Annotated in this window: 14 protein-coding genes; all 14 read right to left on the reverse strand. The window is 50.5% G+C overall.

Translation table 11 applies throughout. From position 1 onward, the window contains the following. Positions 1 to 155: 155 nt before the first annotated feature. Positions 156 to 2,243 carry an AIPR family protein gene (locus ACFO5Q_RS04390; RefSeq protein ID WP_068151166.1) on the reverse strand — a complete coding sequence of 696 codons (2,088 nt, stop codon included), beginning with the start codon at positions 2,241 to 2,243 and terminating at the stop codon, positions 156 to 158. Continuing rightward, positions 2,227 to 3,213: a PD-(D/E)XK motif protein gene (locus ACFO5Q_RS04395; protein WP_068151169.1), complete on the reverse strand. Its 987-nt coding sequence runs from the start codon at positions 3,211 to 3,213 to the stop codon at positions 2,227 to 2,229. The genes ACFO5Q_RS04390 and ACFO5Q_RS04395 overlap by 17 nt, the downstream gene beginning before the upstream one ends. Next, positions 3,213 to 5,954: a Z1 domain-containing protein gene (locus ACFO5Q_RS04400; protein ID WP_068151172.1), complete on the reverse strand. Its 2,742-nt coding sequence runs from the start codon at positions 5,952 to 5,954 to the stop codon at positions 3,213 to 3,215. Before ACFO5Q_RS04400 ends, ACFO5Q_RS04395 begins: the two co-directional genes overlap by 1 nt. Further along, positions 5,947 to 7,419 (reverse strand): ATP-binding protein, encoded by a 1,473-nt coding sequence (locus ACFO5Q_RS04405; protein WP_068151175.1) that lies wholly within the window; start codon positions 7,417 to 7,419, stop codon positions 5,947 to 5,949. The genes ACFO5Q_RS04400 and ACFO5Q_RS04405 overlap by 8 nt, the downstream gene beginning before the upstream one ends. 173 nt (positions 7,420 to 7,592) lie before the next feature. Then, positions 7,593 to 8,921: an MvaI/BcnI family restriction endonuclease gene (locus tag ACFO5Q_RS04410; protein ID WP_197421241.1), complete on the reverse strand. Its 1,329-nt coding sequence runs from the start codon at positions 8,919 to 8,921 to the stop codon at positions 7,593 to 7,595. Continuing rightward, entirely contained in the window at positions 8,902 to 9,390 is a 489-nt protein-coding gene (locus ACFO5Q_RS04415; RefSeq protein WP_068151181.1) for a very short patch repair endonuclease, read from the reverse strand. Before ACFO5Q_RS04415 ends, ACFO5Q_RS04410 begins: the two co-directional genes overlap by 20 nt. 8 nt (positions 9,391 to 9,398) lie before the next feature. Further along, positions 9,399 to 10,667, reverse strand: coding sequence for a DNA (cytosine-5-)-methyltransferase (gene dcm / locus ACFO5Q_RS04420; RefSeq protein WP_068151184.1), 1,269 nt, complete (start codon positions 10,665 to 10,667; stop codon positions 9,399 to 9,401). 146 nt (positions 10,668 to 10,813) lie between these two features. Then, the gene (locus ACFO5Q_RS04425; RefSeq protein ID WP_068151186.1) at positions 10,814 to 11,107 is read right to left on the reverse strand and encodes a hypothetical protein; all 294 of its coding nucleotides are present in this window, start codon (positions 11,105 to 11,107) and stop codon (positions 10,814 to 10,816) included. A gap of 145 nt (positions 11,108 to 11,252) precedes the next feature. Continuing rightward, positions 11,253 to 14,015 carry a MobF family relaxase gene (mobF, locus tag ACFO5Q_RS04430; RefSeq protein ID WP_197421243.1) on the reverse strand — a complete coding sequence of 921 codons (2,763 nt, stop codon included), beginning with the start codon at positions 14,013 to 14,015 and terminating at the stop codon, positions 11,253 to 11,255. A 19-nt stretch (positions 14,016 to 14,034) separates the two neighbouring features. Then, complete coding sequence (locus ACFO5Q_RS04435) at positions 14,035 to 14,508, reverse strand: hypothetical protein (protein ID WP_068151193.1); 474 nt, start codon at positions 14,506 to 14,508, stop codon at positions 14,035 to 14,037. A 336-nt stretch (positions 14,509 to 14,844) separates the two neighbouring features. Then, positions 14,845 to 16,196, reverse strand: a protein-coding gene (locus ACFO5Q_RS04440) for an IS3 family transposase (RefSeq protein ID WP_156432039.1) whose coding sequence is annotated in 2 segments (ribosomal slippage) — positions 14,845 to 15,860 and positions 15,860 to 16,196 — 1,353 coding nt in all. Because the reading frame shifts where the segments join, the coding sequence is not laid out codon by codon here. Between the two features lie 300 nt (positions 16,197 to 16,496). Continuing rightward, positions 16,497 to 17,666 (reverse strand): 4-hydroxybenzoate 3-monooxygenase, encoded by a 1,170-nt coding sequence (gene pobA, locus ACFO5Q_RS04445; RefSeq protein WP_068151199.1) that lies wholly within the window; start codon positions 17,664 to 17,666, stop codon positions 16,497 to 16,499. A gap of 52 nt (positions 17,667 to 17,718) precedes the next feature. Next, a complete protein-coding gene (locus ACFO5Q_RS04450; RefSeq protein ID WP_068151203.1) occupies positions 17,719 to 18,567 on the reverse strand; it encodes a class III extradiol dioxygenase family protein in 849 nt (282 codons plus the stop codon). Beyond that, entirely contained in the window at positions 18,560 to 18,961 is a 402-nt protein-coding gene (locus tag ACFO5Q_RS04455; RefSeq protein ID WP_068151208.1) for a protocatechuate 3,4-dioxygenase, read from the reverse strand. Before ACFO5Q_RS04455 ends, ACFO5Q_RS04450 begins: the two co-directional genes overlap by 8 nt. Position 18,962 lies beyond the last annotated feature (1 nt).

Consider the following 18,962-nt stretch of genomic DNA (forward strand, 5'->3'; position numbering starts at 1 on the left):
GGCCTCCCATGGACAAAATCACTCCCTGCACCTTGTGGCAGATCATGAACTCATACGGAACGTGGGGGAAAATCACCGCTTACATTTTATGCGTCAATTGTTATCCATGGTGATATAGCTTGTGGCTATTTTCACGAATCTAGGGGCTAATCAATTCATCCCTTCCCATCAGGCTTAGGGGCGACGTATTTGATTTCGTATTTCTCCAGTTCTGCTAAGAGATCCTTTATTGATATCTTTTCTGATTTTGAAAAACTGAATTTGTAACTACCCATTTTATCCAGAACCCGGGAAGTGGTCGGTGTAAGCAGGCGCAACCTTGTTGCATCAGACCTGATATTCTCGGCTATTGGCGCCAGCTGAAGAAGGAGCTTTTCGAGCTCTATGTCAGCGTCAATAATTTCTGTTCTTTTCGCATCTCTGGCCTGTTCCGAGGCATCTTCAATTGTAATGGTGTATTCGTTCAGATGCATTGGAAAGTCAGGCGTATTTCTTTTAAGGGTCTGCCAACAGTCTGAACGTTTACAGTATTCGCTTACCATGGCTACATCCGGGGGAGTGTTCTGAATGTGTTGCTTGACCATTTGGGCAGTCTTCTCGAATACAGATACAAGTCTGTCTGGAAGCTCTTGCGATTGCCAAATTTTCAGTAAGTCGAAATTGCGTCTTTGCTGTTCAACATAATGGACAAGGTATGACACTGTGTAAGTCACTGTCTGTGCTTTATTGCCGCGGTCAGCTTTGTACCAATCCGCATTGGCTACTATGTTGTCGACGGAACGAAAAACAATTGCTCGTGCGATAAGTTCCTTAAAAAACAACTCGTTGAAGCTATTTTGATTTTTTTCCCATTCCTTCTGTACATGCTTCATATATTCCATGAAACACTTCTGAGCTCCTCTGCTGACTACATCAGGAGTGCAGGCAAAGGACAGTTCATACTTGGCGATATCGGTTTTGAGCAGGACCTGCTCCTTTGGAAATTCAGAGAGAAAGCGGTTGCGTTCAGACTGTGACATATACAGTTGGGCATTGCGGAACTGACCTCTAGCCCTTTCGTAAAACCACTTAGAACTTGGCCGCCCCGCCTCCACCTGTGGTGTGATGATCCTTTTAGAAAGCCTGTCCATAAAGGAATGGAAGGGATGGCTACTATGGAAGTCGGCTTCACTCACCTTGTTCTGCGTGTTGGAAAAGCGGGATATGTTGGGAACAATTTCCTCGATTTTCTCTGGTGGAATTACTGACAGCTTGAGTTGCACGGAAACCTTACTAAGGTCAGCTTTGTTTAAGTCTTGCGCGTATAATATTGAAGCAGTTGTCTGACCACCATTTACGATCTGAAGATTGGTAAGAGACCTGATTAGTAAGCCGTTCTTCCCATCGTTTACTATGTTGACCTCGGAGGCGGTTGCAGTGAGGCCATTATTGTAAGCAAAAAACATTTCAGGTTTTTTGCTAATAGTTTCCAGGATGCCCTTGTTGACCTTAGTTCTTGCCTGCAAAAATACCCTGACATTCTGCTCTAGTAGTTTTGTGCCATAAGTCTCATAGATCTTTGCCAATAGCTCCCCCGGCATTACGCACAGGTAAGATTCATAGTCCTCTGTACTCCCTGGGGTTTTCAAGGCTGCGAGGCCATTAGATGAAAAGTCTGTCAGATCTATTGTGATAGGTTCAGTTGCAGATCCGGAATCGAGAACCCTCACATACCGCACAAGGTCAAATAGGTTTTTCGTGACAGGAATATCGCCCAGAAGCTCGGTTTCGATCTCTTTTCGTCTAGACGAGACTGCGTTGGTAAAGAGAACTATGCGCACTCTTTTGATAAAAGGAAGGTTAGTTCGTATAAGGTCTGCGAGGTAGAAGTCATCACTGGATTCTTCGAGAGAATCAATAAATGTTGGCGACAGACTATTGCGAAAGAACTGAATGCAGTGACGAAAGAGGCGGTCGGATTCCGCTGCATTAATTGTCTGGATTTCTTCCGACTGCACATAGTGGGTAATGGCAAGGACAAGCTCTCTGTTATTCTTGTTCAGTTCGAATCCATCAACTCTGTATGGCAGGCTGCCGTTGTGCCTTATACTAGTGCTGTTGAGATCTGGCGTATCTCCGGCATTTGCAGCAATTTCACCCAAATACTCTGTAAAAGCTGTAGAAACGAACTCAGCATCCGCATATGCGTTGATCTGAACAGTGTTTTTCAGTTCCAGATACTGTTCTTCAAGTGCTTGGTACATTGAAAACTTCCTCTAGAAAAACCTGTTTGTCCATTAGGAAGCCCGTGCAGGTATTCAGTGAAATTCTATATTTTACGTCAGAAACACCAGCTGTAAGTAATGAAGCTCTGATAGCCGGAAAGTGTTCAGATACATCATAGAACGTTGTTTTGCAGGGAATGTATTTTCTTTGATCGTATTCAGCGGAATAGGCATAACCTGCTTCCAGTAATCTGTGGTGGAGTTCGTCCTGGCATGTGATGTTTTCCGCGCCAACGGATTGGATGATTGTTTCAATCAATTCGTTAAGAGATGTTCCTTCTGTGCCGGTTAGCGCAAAGGTTTGATGGAAAAGAAAAATAGGGCCCGAACAGATATCGAGCTGCTCGGCACTAGATATTTGAACTTTGCGATCGCTGGAATTTTTCTGGGTTTTTACTTCTATAAGTTTGCCCAAAACACTGAAATCCTGTTCTTCCCCGAGAGGTCCTCTCCACGCGGATACCGCGTCAACAGTATTGAGATACTCCATGGCGTAGTGCCTCAGGAAAAATAGCTCTCCAAACAATCCCAGTTGGGCCTGTTCGCTTAAAGTGTCGGTTTTCGCTTTGTGAAGAAGGTCCTGCCAGCGGCGGTATCTCATAAGAATTCGCCGGGCAATGTTGAGGTCAGGTTGGCCACTAATGTCTTTGACGCATTCGATGAGGTTGCGGCAGAGAACCCGAAACAACTCTCGTTCCTCAGTTTCTGTTAGCGTAAATTCGATAACGCTCGTCTGGTTGTCCAGGCAGCTTGCACTTACCTTAATTGCCTGCGTGCTATGGGGTATATCGATCTGATCAGCGTCAAACTGTCCTTCATACTGCATTAAAAGGTTGCCATCCTGGTTTTTACCTCTCCAGAATTTATGGTTGTGTGATCCTTCTAATACCCGCGTTAGGGACGTGCCGTTTTCTTCTGGAGTGTTTATTAGGTCCCATTGGTCACTCATTAGCCTGCCCCCTCTGCCATCATTGCGTCATAGTCATCATCAATATCATCATCCTCGATTTCGGCGTCTTCTAACATCCGGATCCAAACCTTGTTGGCGAGGTAGCTAACGGGTCTGCAAGCTACGTTGGTTCCGGGGAATACAATACTGAACGTAAAATGAAGGTCGCCGTCCGCACTCAGACCAGTATGAGATTCTGACTCATGCAGACTGTCTGCTTTCTGCATGCAATGTAGCATGTGTATAAGCAAAAGAGGCTTTTCCCTTGTGGCGAATATTTCCCCTTCGATGCCGTCCTGTTTTGGAAGGCCCAGGAATATATCTCTCGGGTTCGCAGCCATATTTTTGCCTGTTAGTTTAAACTCTCCCGGTTGACTCCTGATGCCTCGGCATTGATGGCGAATCCTAGGTTTAACGCCAATAAGGTGGGGTGAAAGATCAATTTCCGCATGAGGGTAGTTTCCTGACATTGGCAAGATTACGTCCCAGTCCTTTAGTTCATCCCCAGCTCTGTCGAATATGTAATCATGGACTAGCGAAGTTGCCCTTCGATATTTCCCAAGGTCAAAATGTGAATCTGGTATTTTGAACTCATTCAAATAATCTAGGACTATGGAAACGTCGCAGTTCCAGCGAGCGAATGCACCTGGTCCACTTAAAGTTTCCTGTGGTCGGGAGATATCGCTTAGGAGCCTCGCTGACAGATCCCAATTGTGTTTTCTTACAGCTTCATTGGATTGAAGGAGATAGGCTTGGACATGCTTATTCTCAAAGCTGCGAGAGAACATCAGGTTACTTGCGTCCCTAGACTTGTTGGCTGCAGTTATCAGGATGCCTGTGGGGCTGTTGCGCACTTTTAGCCCAAACTCTAGTGGAGTTCTGCCCTGTTTTTCCATCAATGCGAGTTCATGTCTCAGCTCTTCGATAGAATTATGAATGTGCTTGTAGTGATTATGGGAGGTTACAGGGAGGTAGACCCGGGTAAGCTCTTCATACCCGATTCTATACCCGAACCATCTGGCCATTTGCATAAGCGTATCTGATGCGGACGCATTTCTAAGGATATAACTGACAGATAGCCCCTCTAGCGTCAGGCCACGAGATAGTGCAAGGCCGCCAATGGCAATGACTTTTTGCCCCGGCGCCTTGCTGTAATCAAGGGGGCCGGTTCTCATGTTTACTGTTTGTGGGCGGATAGCGCGCAGCACTGTCTCTATTTCCGGGAGTAGGTCTTCGATGAAAGAGAATTCTTTGCAGTCTTCAACACGACTGAAGCCAGTGTCGTCAGATTTAAACTCGCCGTTGAACGAATTTAGAAGATCTCGTATATGCGGATCCTCGAGCGCTTTCTGACCCTGATTGCCGTTTGTGAACAAGCTGTTTTTCAACTCATCGATATAGTCGGTAACTAAGTTTTCAACCTGTGTTTGAACATCGTTAAACCGACTGACGTTGATCATCATCGTCATGTGACGGTCCCAATGTTCCTTTTTCTTCCTTATGGTACAGGAAAGGATGAACATCCGTATGGCGTGGTACAGTGAAGGTGGTAGTTCGGTTAGATTGGTTTCTTCTCTTTTGTGTTTCAGAGGTAAAATATCTTTGTAGTCCTCGACCTCGACCACTGTATGGTTTAGGGCCCGAGACGGGTCTTCATCGCCAAAAAGCCTAGCCGCACCAACATAGTTTTCTGGAGCCCCCAATGATTTGATGAAGTTTCTGGGAAACAGATCGTCTCCCAGGGCTTCCTGATGGCGCATTTCCTCATCGGATTCATGATCTATGAAAATGTTGGCGAAAGGCGTAGCGGTATATCCAACGTAAGTAGCTTTTTCGAACTTTTCTAACAACTTCCTGATTCCACGGTTAATAGCCGTGAGTTTGTTTTTGTCTTTTGATGTGTTGATAGATGCGTTGTCGGCTTCGTCATCAATGAGCATCATTGGAGCCGAGATTACGCCGCCTCCGACCGATCTATTGAGCCATTTAAGAAGGTGTCCAATGGTGTGAACATTTTTTTTGAGGATAAAGACATGTGCGCCACCATCGCTGAGATTCTGGGTAACCTGAGCTGTCTGGCTATTGAAGTCTCCATCAACGCTGGTCCAGCAAGTCGGGTGAATCTCGATTTCTTTCAGCAGTCCGACGCCTATGGCCTTGTCGGTTCTTGTGGATTTTCCTGTGATGCCTTCTTCAATCCTTTCCTGAGTTTGTGATCGAAGAGAGTTGGTGATGCCGGCGAAAAGGATGAATATCCTGTAACCGGCATCCAGCCCTTTGGCTATAACTCCTGAGTAATTGGTTGTCTTGCCGCTCTGGACATGCCCCATTACCAAGCCGCTACGCCGCCAGGCTCCTTGCGTAAGAGGGTCGCCGCAAAGGTCAATAATCCTATCTGTGTCTTCGTCCAGTCGGTTTAGTACATTCTGGGGAAAACTATGTTTGTGGAGTAGGTATGATCTGAACCTGTCCCAGAACTGGAAGTTGATGCTTTCCTTCCTGAGATGTAGCCAGGGCTCGGAGTCCTTGGTGATTTCAGAACTTTTCTCGCGTACAACCACGAGCATACTTCCAAGTAGTTGCTCCAGTTTTTTGCGGGCGTCTTCATCAAGCTTTGTGATCTTTACTAGCTGGTTAGAGTCGATTGCGCGCCTGATATCTGAGGGATGGGCAATGACAAGCTTGCCGTCAAAGACATTTTTCTGAATAACGGTTGCGATATCTGCTAAAATATCATCCACAATCCAACTCCTTTAGTGCCGCTACTACTATTTCCCGTTTGTCGGAAAAAAAGTCTATTTCACAAATAAGGTCGATCAGATTTCCCGATTTGCCACGGAAATGTTCGACGGCCAGAGGCAAGAGCCTATTAACTAGTGTTGAGACACTGGACCTATCAGGGTCGATCTGAAGAAAATCTTGGTTTTCGGAACCTGCAGCCATCTGGCTTGCAGGAACGCTTTGTTCGATGACCGCTAGAATACTCTCGAATTTCACCCCTTCTTCAGGCGAAAGCGATTCCATAAATGTACCAACCAAGGGGCCAGTGCGATCGATTTCAAAACGCACTCGCCCATTTTTCTGTATCCTTTTCCAAACTGGATGGTCCGATCTATCAGAAAGCCGACTGCCCCGATGGCGATACACTCGTGTTGATTTTGTCCTGACCGAGCGCAATACCTCACGTAGTCTCTTTTTCAGTGCAAGCGGAAGCTTTGCATCGTTTTTATCTATTGAGATTTTCCAAAGCATGTCCATGGTGTTGGGAATATCAATTCGCACTCGGACTAGATCGGAAAGTTCGCCAGGGCGAAAAACACCAAACCAAGTGCCATCTATAATGAGCCGCTTGTTTCTATAAACATAGAACCCTTGGTTTCTGTGTGTGCCTTCTTCACGTTCAGCCTGGGCCATTTCCTCGTTAGATAGCTTCGAGAAATGTGGGATCACGAAGGGAGTAATTTTCATAGAGCCCTCGGCACCCCAATCGATCACTTCAGTAGGCATGGGTTGGGTGGCTGGGTGACTAATGAAAAATGGGTCGCTTGCCGACAGTTTTCGGCCATTAATAGTGATTTTCAGGCGTGCGGAATCCTTCAGGCCTAGATAGCGGTGAAAAACAAGGGACAGCTTCTCTCCGGCTGCTCGAATGAGAAAATTGAAGTCGGACTGCGTGATCTTGCCATTGTCGGAAAGCCTGTCGCACTTTTCCCAAAGAACTAGCGTGCCAGATTTGCCTCTAGCAAGCTGACAATTGTTTGATTCAAGTTCCTCCGAAGCTTCCTGATCATTAAACACTGTCATTGCCCAGTTTTCAATTTTATCTAAGTCCCATGTGGCTCCACAGGCCTTGTTGTTTTTGCGGGTTAATACAGTCAATTTTCGTGCCTGAGATAGGGATGCCGATTTCAGGCCCCAGCCGAATCTGCCAAGGTCGTCGGCATTTCTTTTGTCCTCTGGGTCAAATGCAGCAGGCCGCATCGCCTCTATCAGCTCAGATTCGGACATTCCGTTGCCGTCATCTTCTACGGAGACTATGGGGTGGCCTTCATTAAAGCTGCATTGGATTTTGATCGTTCCTGCTCCAGCCGTTATTGAGTTGTCAATCAAGTCAGAGATTGCTGCAGCCAAGTCATAATTACCAATGGAACGAGCACCGGTCATAAGCGGCTTAGCTTTTGGCGGGTTTTCAATAACCTTGGGCATTCTTTGCTCCAACGATTTGACAGCATTTTACGACAAGAAGTGTCGGTTGCTTCCGTGGCGGTGTGCCCGCAAAGAAATTGGGGCTGGGTAGTCGATCGATTGCAATTAATGAAAGTGCCATGATTTTCTCCCCAATTGAATAGATGCATAGGCCCTCAAGTATTCTGACGACGTTAAGGGCATAAACTGATAGTCTCCACCCGTTCATAAAGGTCTGGGATGAAAGGAGGTCTGATCCGGAACTGGCTGCGCTTTTTGGCCTTCGGCGTAGTGGTCAGGTTTTCGACCTTGATACCGGGGTCGTAATAGATGGATTGTTTGGCCATGGCGGACAGGAACTTTCCAAAATCAGTACCACTGCCCAAAGCTACGGTGTGGCCGTATCGGTATTGAGGTATTTGGCCGGGACCTTTCTCCGACGGGATATAGGCTGCCTGCGCGTGCTTTCGGTTCCATTTCTCAAGAAGGCTGCTGAAATGCCAAATGGCGGCATTCTCCCCACTGTCACCTTGGAGTGTAATCCCCCCGTTGATATCGAAAATTTTCTTAGTGTCAGGGTCATAGCCGGATAGGGTCAGTGTAAGACCTGTGGATGCTTGTCGTTCACCAAACTTGTGAACGCCCCCAAAATTGAACCGGTCCGGTTTGCCGCTTTTGTCGGGGTAGCCAAACTGCCTGATGAATGGAACTATTCCGGATTCCTTGTAGATTCCACCAGTGGGCTCGGGCGTCATGAGGGTAATTGCACCGCCAGACAATGGGTTATCAAGCCTGGCTTTATGCTGCTTGATTTCCCAGCCCAGGAAGTCGGGTTCGTTGTCTCCGTTTGGGGTAACGCCGAGCAGGGCCTCCAGCGTATATCCCCCGCCATTTTGGGCTTTGTAGGGCTGGATGTTTCCAGTACTGTCCAGCTTGCAAGAATTTACCCAGCCCATTTCATGAATTTCGCGCAGCTTGTCGAGTAGTTGCGTTCGAGTGTCTGCGTCGGTCTGTTCCTGGAATACAGTGCTGAAAACACCGTCACTGTCGTAAACTTCAAGCTCACGAGACAATGGATTGTCAGCGCCGACTACATGGCCAATAATGCGCCGGTCGCGAGTAATGCCCAATAACATGATCCGTCCCGGAGCTCTGCTGGTGAGATAGCCTTTGGGGGCAAACTCGGCACCTTTCAGGAAGCCGGACATCCGGACTTCGGGATATTTGGGATACAGGATCAGCTGTGCGCTGGGGGCAGGGAAAAGGCCGCCATTTGCATTCATCCAGAAAAAAGGCAGATCGGCTTTGAAGCGGTCCCGCTTGCTGTCCTTGCGGCTTTCGTCAGCATAGACCTTGCCAAATGGCAGAAGCTGAAGCGCAGAATAGTTTCCGCCGAGATAGATCTGGTTCTTGGAGTTGTCATTCGGTGCGAGGCGCTTGAAGACAAGCGTTCTAACCCCGTGTTCTTTCATCAGGCCGACGACGACATCAAGCCGCGTGAGCTCAGTGAGTTCCAATGCCACTCCCAACCCTTTCCCTGTTGTTCCCTGTGAAACAAGCATAGGGGTTGTCTGATTTCAACCATGAAGTAACTGCACCGATAAGTTCTTCGAACGGATGACGCGTTCGACCCTTTAGCGCGCATTCCCAGATTTCGGCTACTCGCCACCCAAGGTCGTCTAGTTCCTTGCGAACAAGAGTATCTCTCATCCGATTGCTACCAATTTTTTTTTGCCAGAAATCTGTTCTGGTCTTTGGCCATTTGAACAGGTTGCAGTCATGGCCATGCCAGAAGCATCCCTGGACCATGATGACGGCACGGTACTTGGGAAGAAACAGATCGGGCTTGCCGGGAAGGCGCGTGTCATGCAAGCGGAAGCGGAACCCTTCGGCATGAAGTGCTTTTCGGATCAGGATTTCAGGTTTGGTATTTGTACCCCGGATGCCCGACATCATCTGGCTCCGTTTTTCCCGGGATACAATGTCAGCCATTCTTCGATCTATTCCGCAGCGACTTCACTTGGGTGGCTGGTGTTGGCAAGTATTCGTTGGATGTGAGGCAACATATCTTTTGCAATTGCCTCAATCACCGGCACTACAACACTGTTCCCGAATTGCTTGTATGCTCTGGTATCAGAGACAGGGATGATCATTTCGGGTTTTCGCGAGCTGTCGTACCCCATAAGCCGGGCGCACTCACGAGGTGTAAGGCGGCGGGGGTTCTTTCCCTCCTGCTCGATCAGGATTTCACTTCCGTCCTTGTAATACCTTGCAGAAAGGGTGCGGGCAGTGTCATCCGGGCCATTCAGACCAAAGCCAAAACCATTACCAGCTGCCTGGTGCTTCTCCTTGTATGCCTGCAGGTAGGCCCACAATTTGTCTGTCAGGGTATATTTCGGATTCACGTAGGAGGCAGCGTTTGCATTTTCCCGATCATCGCGGAGCAGATAATCATGTGACGCTTCTGGTTCCTCGCCTTCATGGTGAAGAATGGAACCAAGCTTTGGGCCCTTGGTGGGGTCGGCAAACTTGAGTTTGTCAAAGTCGAACCCTGTATCTTCCCTGAAGCCAGCAATGAAGATGCGTTCCCTGTGTTGAGGGACGTAGCCTTTCGCATCGATCACTCTTGTACTGATCGCGTATCCAGCTTCCTTCAACGCACCTTCGATGACACGGAATGTATTGCCCTTGTCGTGAGACTTCAGGTTTTTCACATTTTCCAGAAGGAAGGCAGCCGGACGGTGGTGTTTGATAATTCGCAATACGTCAAAAAAGAGGGTGCCCTGGGTTTCGTCCTCAAATCCATGAGCGCGACCAAGGGCATTCTTTTTGGAAACGCCAGCAATGCTGAAAGGCTGGCAGGGGAAGCCGGCAAGAAGGACATCGTGGGCCGGGATGTCTGCCTCGTCTACCTCGGTAATATCACCGACAATGTGATGGTCGTCATGGAAGTTGGCGCGGTAAGTCCTTTGGGCATAATCATCCCATTCACTTGTAAAGACACACTGACCGCCAACAGCTTCAAATCCGCGACGAATACCGCCGATCCCGGCAAACAGATCGATGAATGTGAAGTCAGGGTGGGGATTGCGGAACTGCTGTTTGTAGGCCAGCTTGTTACGCAGAATCTCATAGCAATGAGCTTTGGGTTCAACTTCACCCTTTTCCCACCTATAGATGGTCTTTACAGTTACCCCCATCAGGTGGGCCGCTTCTTCCACCGACATCGCGTTATGCTCTCGCAATTCCTTAAACGACATCTCCTGCATTTGGCTCTCCCCTGAAGTGTTGCCGCCACCAGGTTTATCGGCGGGACATATTTTGACATTATGGGTTTTATAGTACCCAGTGAATTCTATGTAAAGGCATATTTGTTCACATTATGTTCTTTTTTCTGGGCATTTCAAATGCTCATTTAAGGCCAAAACGGGTCAGCCAGCCACTTCGAGACAATCTCTCTGTTGCTGCGGTCGAGAGAGCCTGCGGCCTCAATCAGGTCAAAATTCCATGAGTTTTTTCCCCACCAAACTGCAGCGAAAAATTTTGCCATAATCTGTTCTCCTCGTGACATGTAGCCTATTGCATCGGATAACTCGTCAGCCTTCATGCTACCTTCCGAAAAATCCCAAAACTCAAAAAGCTCCGGGCAAGAACTGAGTAGTTTGGCGAACCTCTGATGTCCTTTTGTGAGGTAGTGCTTTGATTGCATGTTTGTTCCTGTCTTTTGTTGATATTAGATGATCGAGGCAATCGCATATACACACAACGCTACTGCGTAGCAGGATAAAAAGCCTTTTGATAACAGTGGGTTAGAGTCTGTTTGTGGGCTGATATCACAGTGATAACCACTTGATCTAAATGGACATTTTTATTCCGCTTTGAGGCTTCGGTGGCGGCTTTCTTTTCGCTGGTAAGCGCCGGGCCTTCATTTTGTTCGAGAAGGCAAAGGCCGCCTCGGTGATCTGTTGCATGAAACTGGATTGAGGTGCCAAGTCAACAGCGTGACGTGGTTTTGGCTGCAGGCTTTTCATCACCTGCATTTCGAGTGCCTCGCGGTTATCCGTATAGACATGAGCTCTGGAACGCGCCCGACTGACCTGGACGTATAGCGACTGTGCCGTGTTCATATGGGCCTTCTGACTGCTGGCTACCACATGCACCTCATCCACGGTTTTACCTTGGGCGGAATAGGTGGTCGAGGCCCAGGCATAGTCTATGTGGCGCATAGATGCTTGGTCTCGGTTCATGACTAGTATTTCGCCGTTCTGCTTTCGCAGGCGAACTGTTTTATCGCCAACCTCTAGCACCTGGCATTGCGTACCGTTCATGATGCCGTGCCGGGGAAAGTTCCGTGTGAAGCGGATTTCGTCACCCTGAGCCAACTCGATTTGATCATGCTGGAAGACATCAATGGCGCCCTTCGCGTTGCCCGCGACGAGGTCAGGCCGCCAGGTCTTGATGTCGTACCCGACCCGCAGCCGGACACTGCCGTCCTGCTGATTGACTTGCAGCACCTTGGCATAGGTGCCGCGATCCACTCCAAGCCGGGCGTATCGCTTGTTGAAAAGCACGACGTCCCCAGCTTCATAAAAGTTGGCGTCTCGTAGTTGGCTAACTGACATATTCTTGGAGGTGAGATGCGGCAGCATGACGCTGTCACCAGAAAGCTCGCCAATATATTGCTTGTGGGCGCGGACAATACTGTTCACCAAATGCCGCTCAACCCGAGTTTGTGTCAGGATCAACGATCTTTGTCGTTTATCCAGGGGCTGGTTTAGCCATGTTTGCGCAGCAAGGTAACACAGGTCTTGTTCGTCATTTTCCACGATGTCCGGTCCGAGCTTCTGGAACGCGGCAGCAATATCCTTCTTGATGGTGTCGATAACCGCACCTTTCAGGACCTCATTTTTCTGGCGCCTGATGGTTCGCACCTTCGCGCATTCCATACCAGCTCTTTGCAGCAACTCAAAAGGGCGACCTGCTTCGACCGCATTCAATTGCTCCCTGTCGCCAACCAATACGATGCGGGCGATCTGCAGCTTTTTCTGCAGTTCAAACAGGTCCGCCACCTGGTTGCTCGATAGCATACTGGCTTCATCGATAAGCAGGATCGATCCTGCAAACGCCGCCCGCGCGTTTTCTAATGCTGGTGTGCCTTCATCCAGCTTGCCATATTTGGTCAGAAAGAATTGCACCGTGTTCGCTGGTATCTGGGTCTCAGCTTGCAGAAGCTTTGCCGCCTGTGTTGAGGGCGCGAGGGCAATGAGGCGCTGTCGTTTCTGTGCCGCAAGGCGCAGTACCGCCGAGAGCAAGGTGGTTTTGCCAGTCCCCGCATACCCCTGAATACCGACCACCCGCGACGATGAGGCGAGCACCTGTGCGACGGCCTGCAGTTGGTCCCTATCCAACGCCACGTCACGCACTGCCCGGGAGATTTCCAGCTCGGAATAAACTGGAGCTATTTTGCTACGTCCGTCTTTCTCATGGTCGAGCAAGGATGCTTCCAGTGCCTGCATGGCAGGTGTAGTCAGGAAATCGCCGTTCTCAGGTGCCGTCAGAATTGCGCCTTCTGCAATGGCCTGTTCGATGGCGTCTAGGACGAGAGAGCCAGCAATGTAGCCTCTAGCTCGTTTCAGGCACTCGACCGTCAAATGGCGTTTTTCAAAGACAGCGGCCATCTGTGAAAGGTGGCTCACAGCCTGGTCAATGATTGCTCTCGGACACACCGACGCTTTCACCGGTTCAATGTCTCGTAGAGCGTAGGCGTGATGAGGTAAAAATCCATGTTGTTCGGCCCGTACTAGCCAAGTTCGCTTTAGTTCTTTCCGGTCGATATTTTTCGGCTTTGCAGCTCGGGTGAACAGGGCGGCAAGGTCGGCCCGTCTGTGCGAGCTTTTCCCCGTCTCCTTGAGCTGTTCTAGGATTTCAGCACGGCGGGTCGAAAACTCTTCTGTAACATTTTGAGGGACACCCACAATCTCAAAGGTTCCTTTGCCCATGTCCCATCGGGTTTGGTAGCCAAGCTCGTGCAGGCGCCGGGCAAACTCATTTTGGTACAATGTCCCTGCCGCCAGTTTGTGCAGGAAAAGTCTATGAGTCTCTAGCGCCCGCACGCGACCCGAACTGTCTTCGGTTTGCTGCAGCAACAGGCAATGCGTATGCAACTGTGGTTCCAGAGCGCGATTTTCATGATGCTCGAATGTAGCAAATAGCGCCCGGCATGATTGCTGCAAAGTCTGGCGCTTTTCCGACCTGTCATAAATGCGGTGCGTAAGACAATTCTGCTCGATATAAGCCAGAGCGGCCCTTACGGCCTCCTGGTGGGCATGCCTAATTTCGTCGCGGTCAAACGCTAGCGCCAAAATGCTGGTGCTCTTAGGGGCAGAAAAGACAATGTCAAAGCCTAGTACGGGTTTGCCGCGGACATCCGATGTCGCATTTTGGGCCACCTGGTCTGCAAAGCAGGATTGGTTTATTGGTCCGATCAGCTTTCTTGTTCGAGCTAATTCACCGAACCAAGCTGAGTCCCTCACTGTGTCGTCATTGACATAATAGTTATCCTCGGCGAGGTAAGCGAACACCTCGCCGTCGTGAATTTTTCGAATATTTCCGATCATTTGGATACCCTTTTGCAGATCAAGCCTTTGACTCATCGGAGCTACCGTAGTTCCCAAATGAAAAGTGTCCGCGTCGCGACAGCTGAATGTCGTGTGTGTGCAGGATTTGTTGAAGTTGGACTAGGTTGTGGTCGATTACCTCAGAGCTGTGTTTTAGGTCGGTCACAACTTTCTCTAGTTCGCCAAAAAAATGGGAAAGGTCACCGCGTCCGGCTTTGTACTCGTCGTGCAGCTTTCTTGTGCTTGCAATTAGGGTGTGAATTTGACCGTCGCGAGCCTCCATGTAGCTTTTGATGCCTTCGAGATCGTCAGCGAACGCGGCTGCCGATGTAAACTGTTTATCGAGCAACTGAATGCCCGCGAGTGTCTTCTGAAACTTATTTGCAATCGCTTGAAACTCATCAATTTTTCCTTGTTGCAGCAATGCAATTATCCCATGCGGTATTGCACAGGCGAGACAAATGAGAATGAAGGGCAATACATTAAGCGTCATAATACTTCTCCACGACCTTTCGGGATGCCATTTTGATTTCTTCCAGCAATTGGGGGGCGACATTGTTTCCCAAGGTTGCTTCCAGCAAGAACAGCGTTGTCTGACATGTACGCAACGTCGCTTGCGCGATGCGCTCACCTCTCGATCCATAGACCTGTATGGATAGAGCTTGAAGTATCCATTTGTTGCGACTTAACCCGGCTTCTTTAGCCGAGCGATCGAGAAGGTTTAAAAAACGGCGGTCAGTGCGAAAAATTACTTGTGTCCGTCGTCAGAACATTTGAGACAGGTTATCTCCATTGATCAGGAGGATTGGTCTCAGGTTTGTGTTTCAGTTTAGGCAGCTTGCATCTGGTGAAGCAAGCGTCTTTGCCTGATGGTGTTTTCTTTGATTTTTCTCCTTTTCTCCAGAATGGCTTGTCCCCTGCCGAAGTAGACATCGGCAGGCGTCAGATTGTTCAGGCTTTCATGATACCTATGATGGTTATAGTGCTTGATGAAGCTGGCGATCTGCCGCTTGAGATCACCTGGCAGATAGTAGTTCTCAAGCAGAAGTCGGTTCTTCAACGTCTGGTGCCAGCGTTCGATCTTTCCCTGCGTCTGCGGATGATAGGGTGCGCCGCGCACATGGCTCATCTTCTGGCTTTCCAGGAAGTGAGCCAATTCCTCCGCCACATAAGACGAACCGTTGTCACTGAGAAGTCTCGGTCTATGGCTGACCTTCGCGCTGTCACAGCCTGACGCCTTCAGGGCCAGCTTGAGCGTGTCTTTCACATCCTCGGCCTTCATGGTCGTGCACAGCTTCCAGGCGATCACATGGCGGCTGTAATCATCCAGGATGGTGGACAGATACATCCAGCCCCAGCCAATGACCTTCAGGTATGTAAAGTCCGTCTGCCACATCTGATTGGGTGCTGTTGTCTTGTCCCGGAATTCATCAGCCGCCCGGATCACCACCCAGTTGGGGCTGGTGATCAAATCCTGTTCTTTCAGCATGCGGTATACACTAGCCTCAGAGACAAAATATCTCTGCGTGTCAGTGAAGCGTACTGCCAGTTCGCGGGGTGACAGATCAGGCTGTTCAAGCGCCATGTCGGTGACTTGCTGCCGAACCTTTTCTGGTATGCGGTTCCAGACCTTGCCTGGCACAGATGGCTTGTCGTCCAGCGCGTCTGGGCCGTCCGTCTCCAGCTTGTCCAGCCAGCGATAGAATGTTGGGCGCGATACGCCCAACATCTCCAGTGTTTGCTTGACCGGCAGGTGGCTCTCGCCCACTAACCGGATGATCTCACGCTTCTCAGCACCCGCATACCTCATGCGGGGTCTTCCCCATCCCCGATCATGCTTTTTTTGAGCAGGCGGTTCTCCAGCATCTGCTCCGCCAGCGCTTCCTTGAGGTCGCGTGTCTCGCGCTTCAGGGTTTTGACCTCGTCGGTCGTGGCCGCGCGTTCAGTGTCGCCTGCAAGGCGCTTCTTGCCAGCCTCCAGGAACTCTTTCGACCAACTATAATAGAGGCTTTGGGCGATACCTTCCCGACGGCACAGCTCCGCGATGCTGCCCTCCCCGCGCAGGCCTTCGATCACAATGCGGATCTTCTCTTCAGCGTTGAACTTGCGCCGGTTGGCGCGGCGGATGTCTTTGACCGCCTTTTCGGCGCCGCTTTTTGAACTTGCTGATTTTGCTCTCATCTTCATTCCTTACGTCATTACGATGAGACCAAAATCCTCCTTTAACAATATCTCAAATCTGTCTCATAGGCGCTGATGGGGAACAGGTGAGTTTTCTGGATATGCGTAAATTGCAATTAAGTATGATTTTTTTGAGTTGGTGTGAAGATTTTCTACGGATAAGAATCGAAAATTCTTATCGCTTGGGTCTTTTGGTGGCGCTCAGCGGCCTGCTGTTTTTCAGGGCTCTCGGGTTTGGGAAGTGGGGGAGGGCGGTGTTCACCCTCCCCCGCCATTAGGCTTTTCAGGGATAGGGGAAGCCTAAAGGGGAAGCCCGATGTAGTTTTCTGCGATGCTTGTCTGGGCCGCTTTCGATTGGGCGATATAGTCCAATTCGGCCACCTGCATGCGCCGGTCAAAGCCGCCAGCGTCCGGGAAGCGGTGCATCAGCATGGTCAGCGACCATGAGAAGCGCTCTGATTTCCAGATGCGGGCGAGGGCGGTTTCGGAATAGCTGTCGATGCCGCTGTCGTCGCCGTTCTTGAAATGCTGGATCAGGGCGCGAGACAAGTAGGCCACATCCGATGAGGCCAGATTGAGGCCCTTGGCGCCAGTTGGCGGCACCACGTGGGCCGCGTCGCCCGCCAGGAAAAGGCTGCCGTACCGGAGCTGATCAAACACGAAGGATCTCAGCGGCGCGATGGACTTCTCAATCGCCGGGCCGCGTGTGATGTTGGCAGCGGCTTCGGGCCCCAGCCGCACGGCCAGTTCGTCCCACAGCTTGTCATCGGGCCAGTCCTCCAGCGTTTCGGTCAGCGGAATCTGGATGTAATAGCGGCTGCGGGTCTTGGACCGCATGGAGGCCAGCGCGAAGCCGTTTTCGTGGCTGGCGTAGATCAGCTCTTCATTACAGGGCGGCACATCGGCCAGAATGCCAAGCCAGCCGAAGGGGTAGACTTTTTCGTGTTCCACGCCGAAGTCTTTCGGGAAGGCCTTCCTTGACGGGCCGTGGAAGCCGTCACACCCGGCGATGAAGCGCGCGTCCAGGCGCTCTTCCTTGCCGCCTTTGGTGTAAGTGACATAGGGGCTGTCACTGTTCACATCGTGCAGTTCGACGCCTTCGGCTTCATAGATGATATCGAGGCCGCGTTCTGGGGCGGCGTCCATCAGGTCTTTCGTCAGTTCTGTCTGGCCGTAGACCATGACCGATTGCCCGGTAAGGCCCTTCAGATCGATCCGGATGTTGCGTTCGCCGTCGGCCAGCAGGAAACCGTCGTGCGGCAGGCCTTCTGCGTGCATGCGTTCGCCCAGGCCCAGTTCATCCATCAGTGAGACAGAAACCTGTTCCAGAATGCCTGCCCGGATGCGGGAGAGTACGCGCTCGGCGGACCGGTGTTCAAGGACGACGGCATTAATGCCGGCTTTTCGGAGCGAATGGCCAAGCAGCAAGCCTGCGGGCCCAGCGCCAATGATGGCTACATCTGTTTTCATGGTCTTCCCTTTGTCAGTATTAGGTCGGTATTGGATTGTTCCAGGTGGTTTTTCAGGCTGCGTCCGGATTTTCCAGAAGCAGCACGCCTGCGCCGGTGTTTGAAATGGGCGCGTGATAATGTTTGTGCAGCGCATTTACTTTGGCGGGTAGCGCCCCGCGCATCACCAGCCACATGATCACTTCAATGCCTTCGGTACCGGCTTTCTCAATGATTTCGCTGTGGCTCTGCCGCGCCAGCCAATCCGGGTCGCTGATGATGTGCTCCATGCACTCAAGGTCATAATCCACATCGATGATGCCCGCGCGTTCGCCCTGCAGCTGGTGCGACAGGCCGCCCGTGCCGATGATCACAACCTTTTTGTCCTCAGGATACGATGCAATGGCTTTGCCGAGCGCTCTCCCCAGGTCAAGACAGCGCTTGGCGGACGGAAGCGGCTGAATAACCGTGTTCACGGCCAGCGGGATAACCTTCACGGGCCAATGGCCTAGGTGCCGCCACATCAGCCCCATGGGTACCACAAGGCCGTGGTCCACCAGCATTTCCTGGCAGGTTGTGATGTCGAATTCCTGTTCCACCAGCGAGTTGGCAAGGTGCCAGGAAAACTCCTCGTCGCCTTCAAAGTTGGTGGATGAGGGCAGGCCCCAGCCTTCGTCAGCATTCTCATATGTTTTGGCGCAGCCCAGTGCGAACGTGGGCACTTTATCAAGGAAGAAGTTCAGGCCGTGGTCATTATACACAACAATGGCGATGTCCGGTTGCTTCTCAGCCAGCCACTCTTTCACCGGCTCATAGCCGTCGAAAAAGCGTTTCCAATATGGGTCCTGTTCCAGCTTGTTTGCCATCGCGTTGCCGATGGCGGGGATGTGCGATGTGGTGATGCCGCCAATCAGCTTAGCCATGCCAGTATCCTTCCCGTTCCTCTAGCTTGTCCTGAAAGCCTTCGCTTTGATCCAAGAGGTGCTGCTTGAAGGCGTCTGTGGGGATGTTGTGGAAGGCGGCGCCAACGTCCTGAACCGAGAAACCGGCAGGAACAGCAAGCTTGGCCATATAATAGATGTTGCCGCCCTGGCGCAGCAGTTCAAGGAAGTCACCCTTGAGGAGCGCGTCTTTCTGGTTGGCGGGCAGGCCGTATTTGTCAGCATAAGCTGCCGGGTCTGCTTCATAGGCTTTGCGGTTTTCCTCCCGGTTGAAGGAAAAGAGCATTTTGTTCAGCTCATAGGCGTTCGCCGACCGTTTGCCGTCGAACACATAGGTGCCGGGTATCTTGTGATATGGCTTTTCTTCCCATGCCATG

Origin of the sequence: Kordiimonas lipolytica (assembly GCF_042651265.1) — a bacterium.
Taxonomy (GTDB): Bacteria; Pseudomonadota; Alphaproteobacteria; order Sphingomonadales; family Kordiimonadaceae; genus Kordiimonas; species Kordiimonas lipolytica.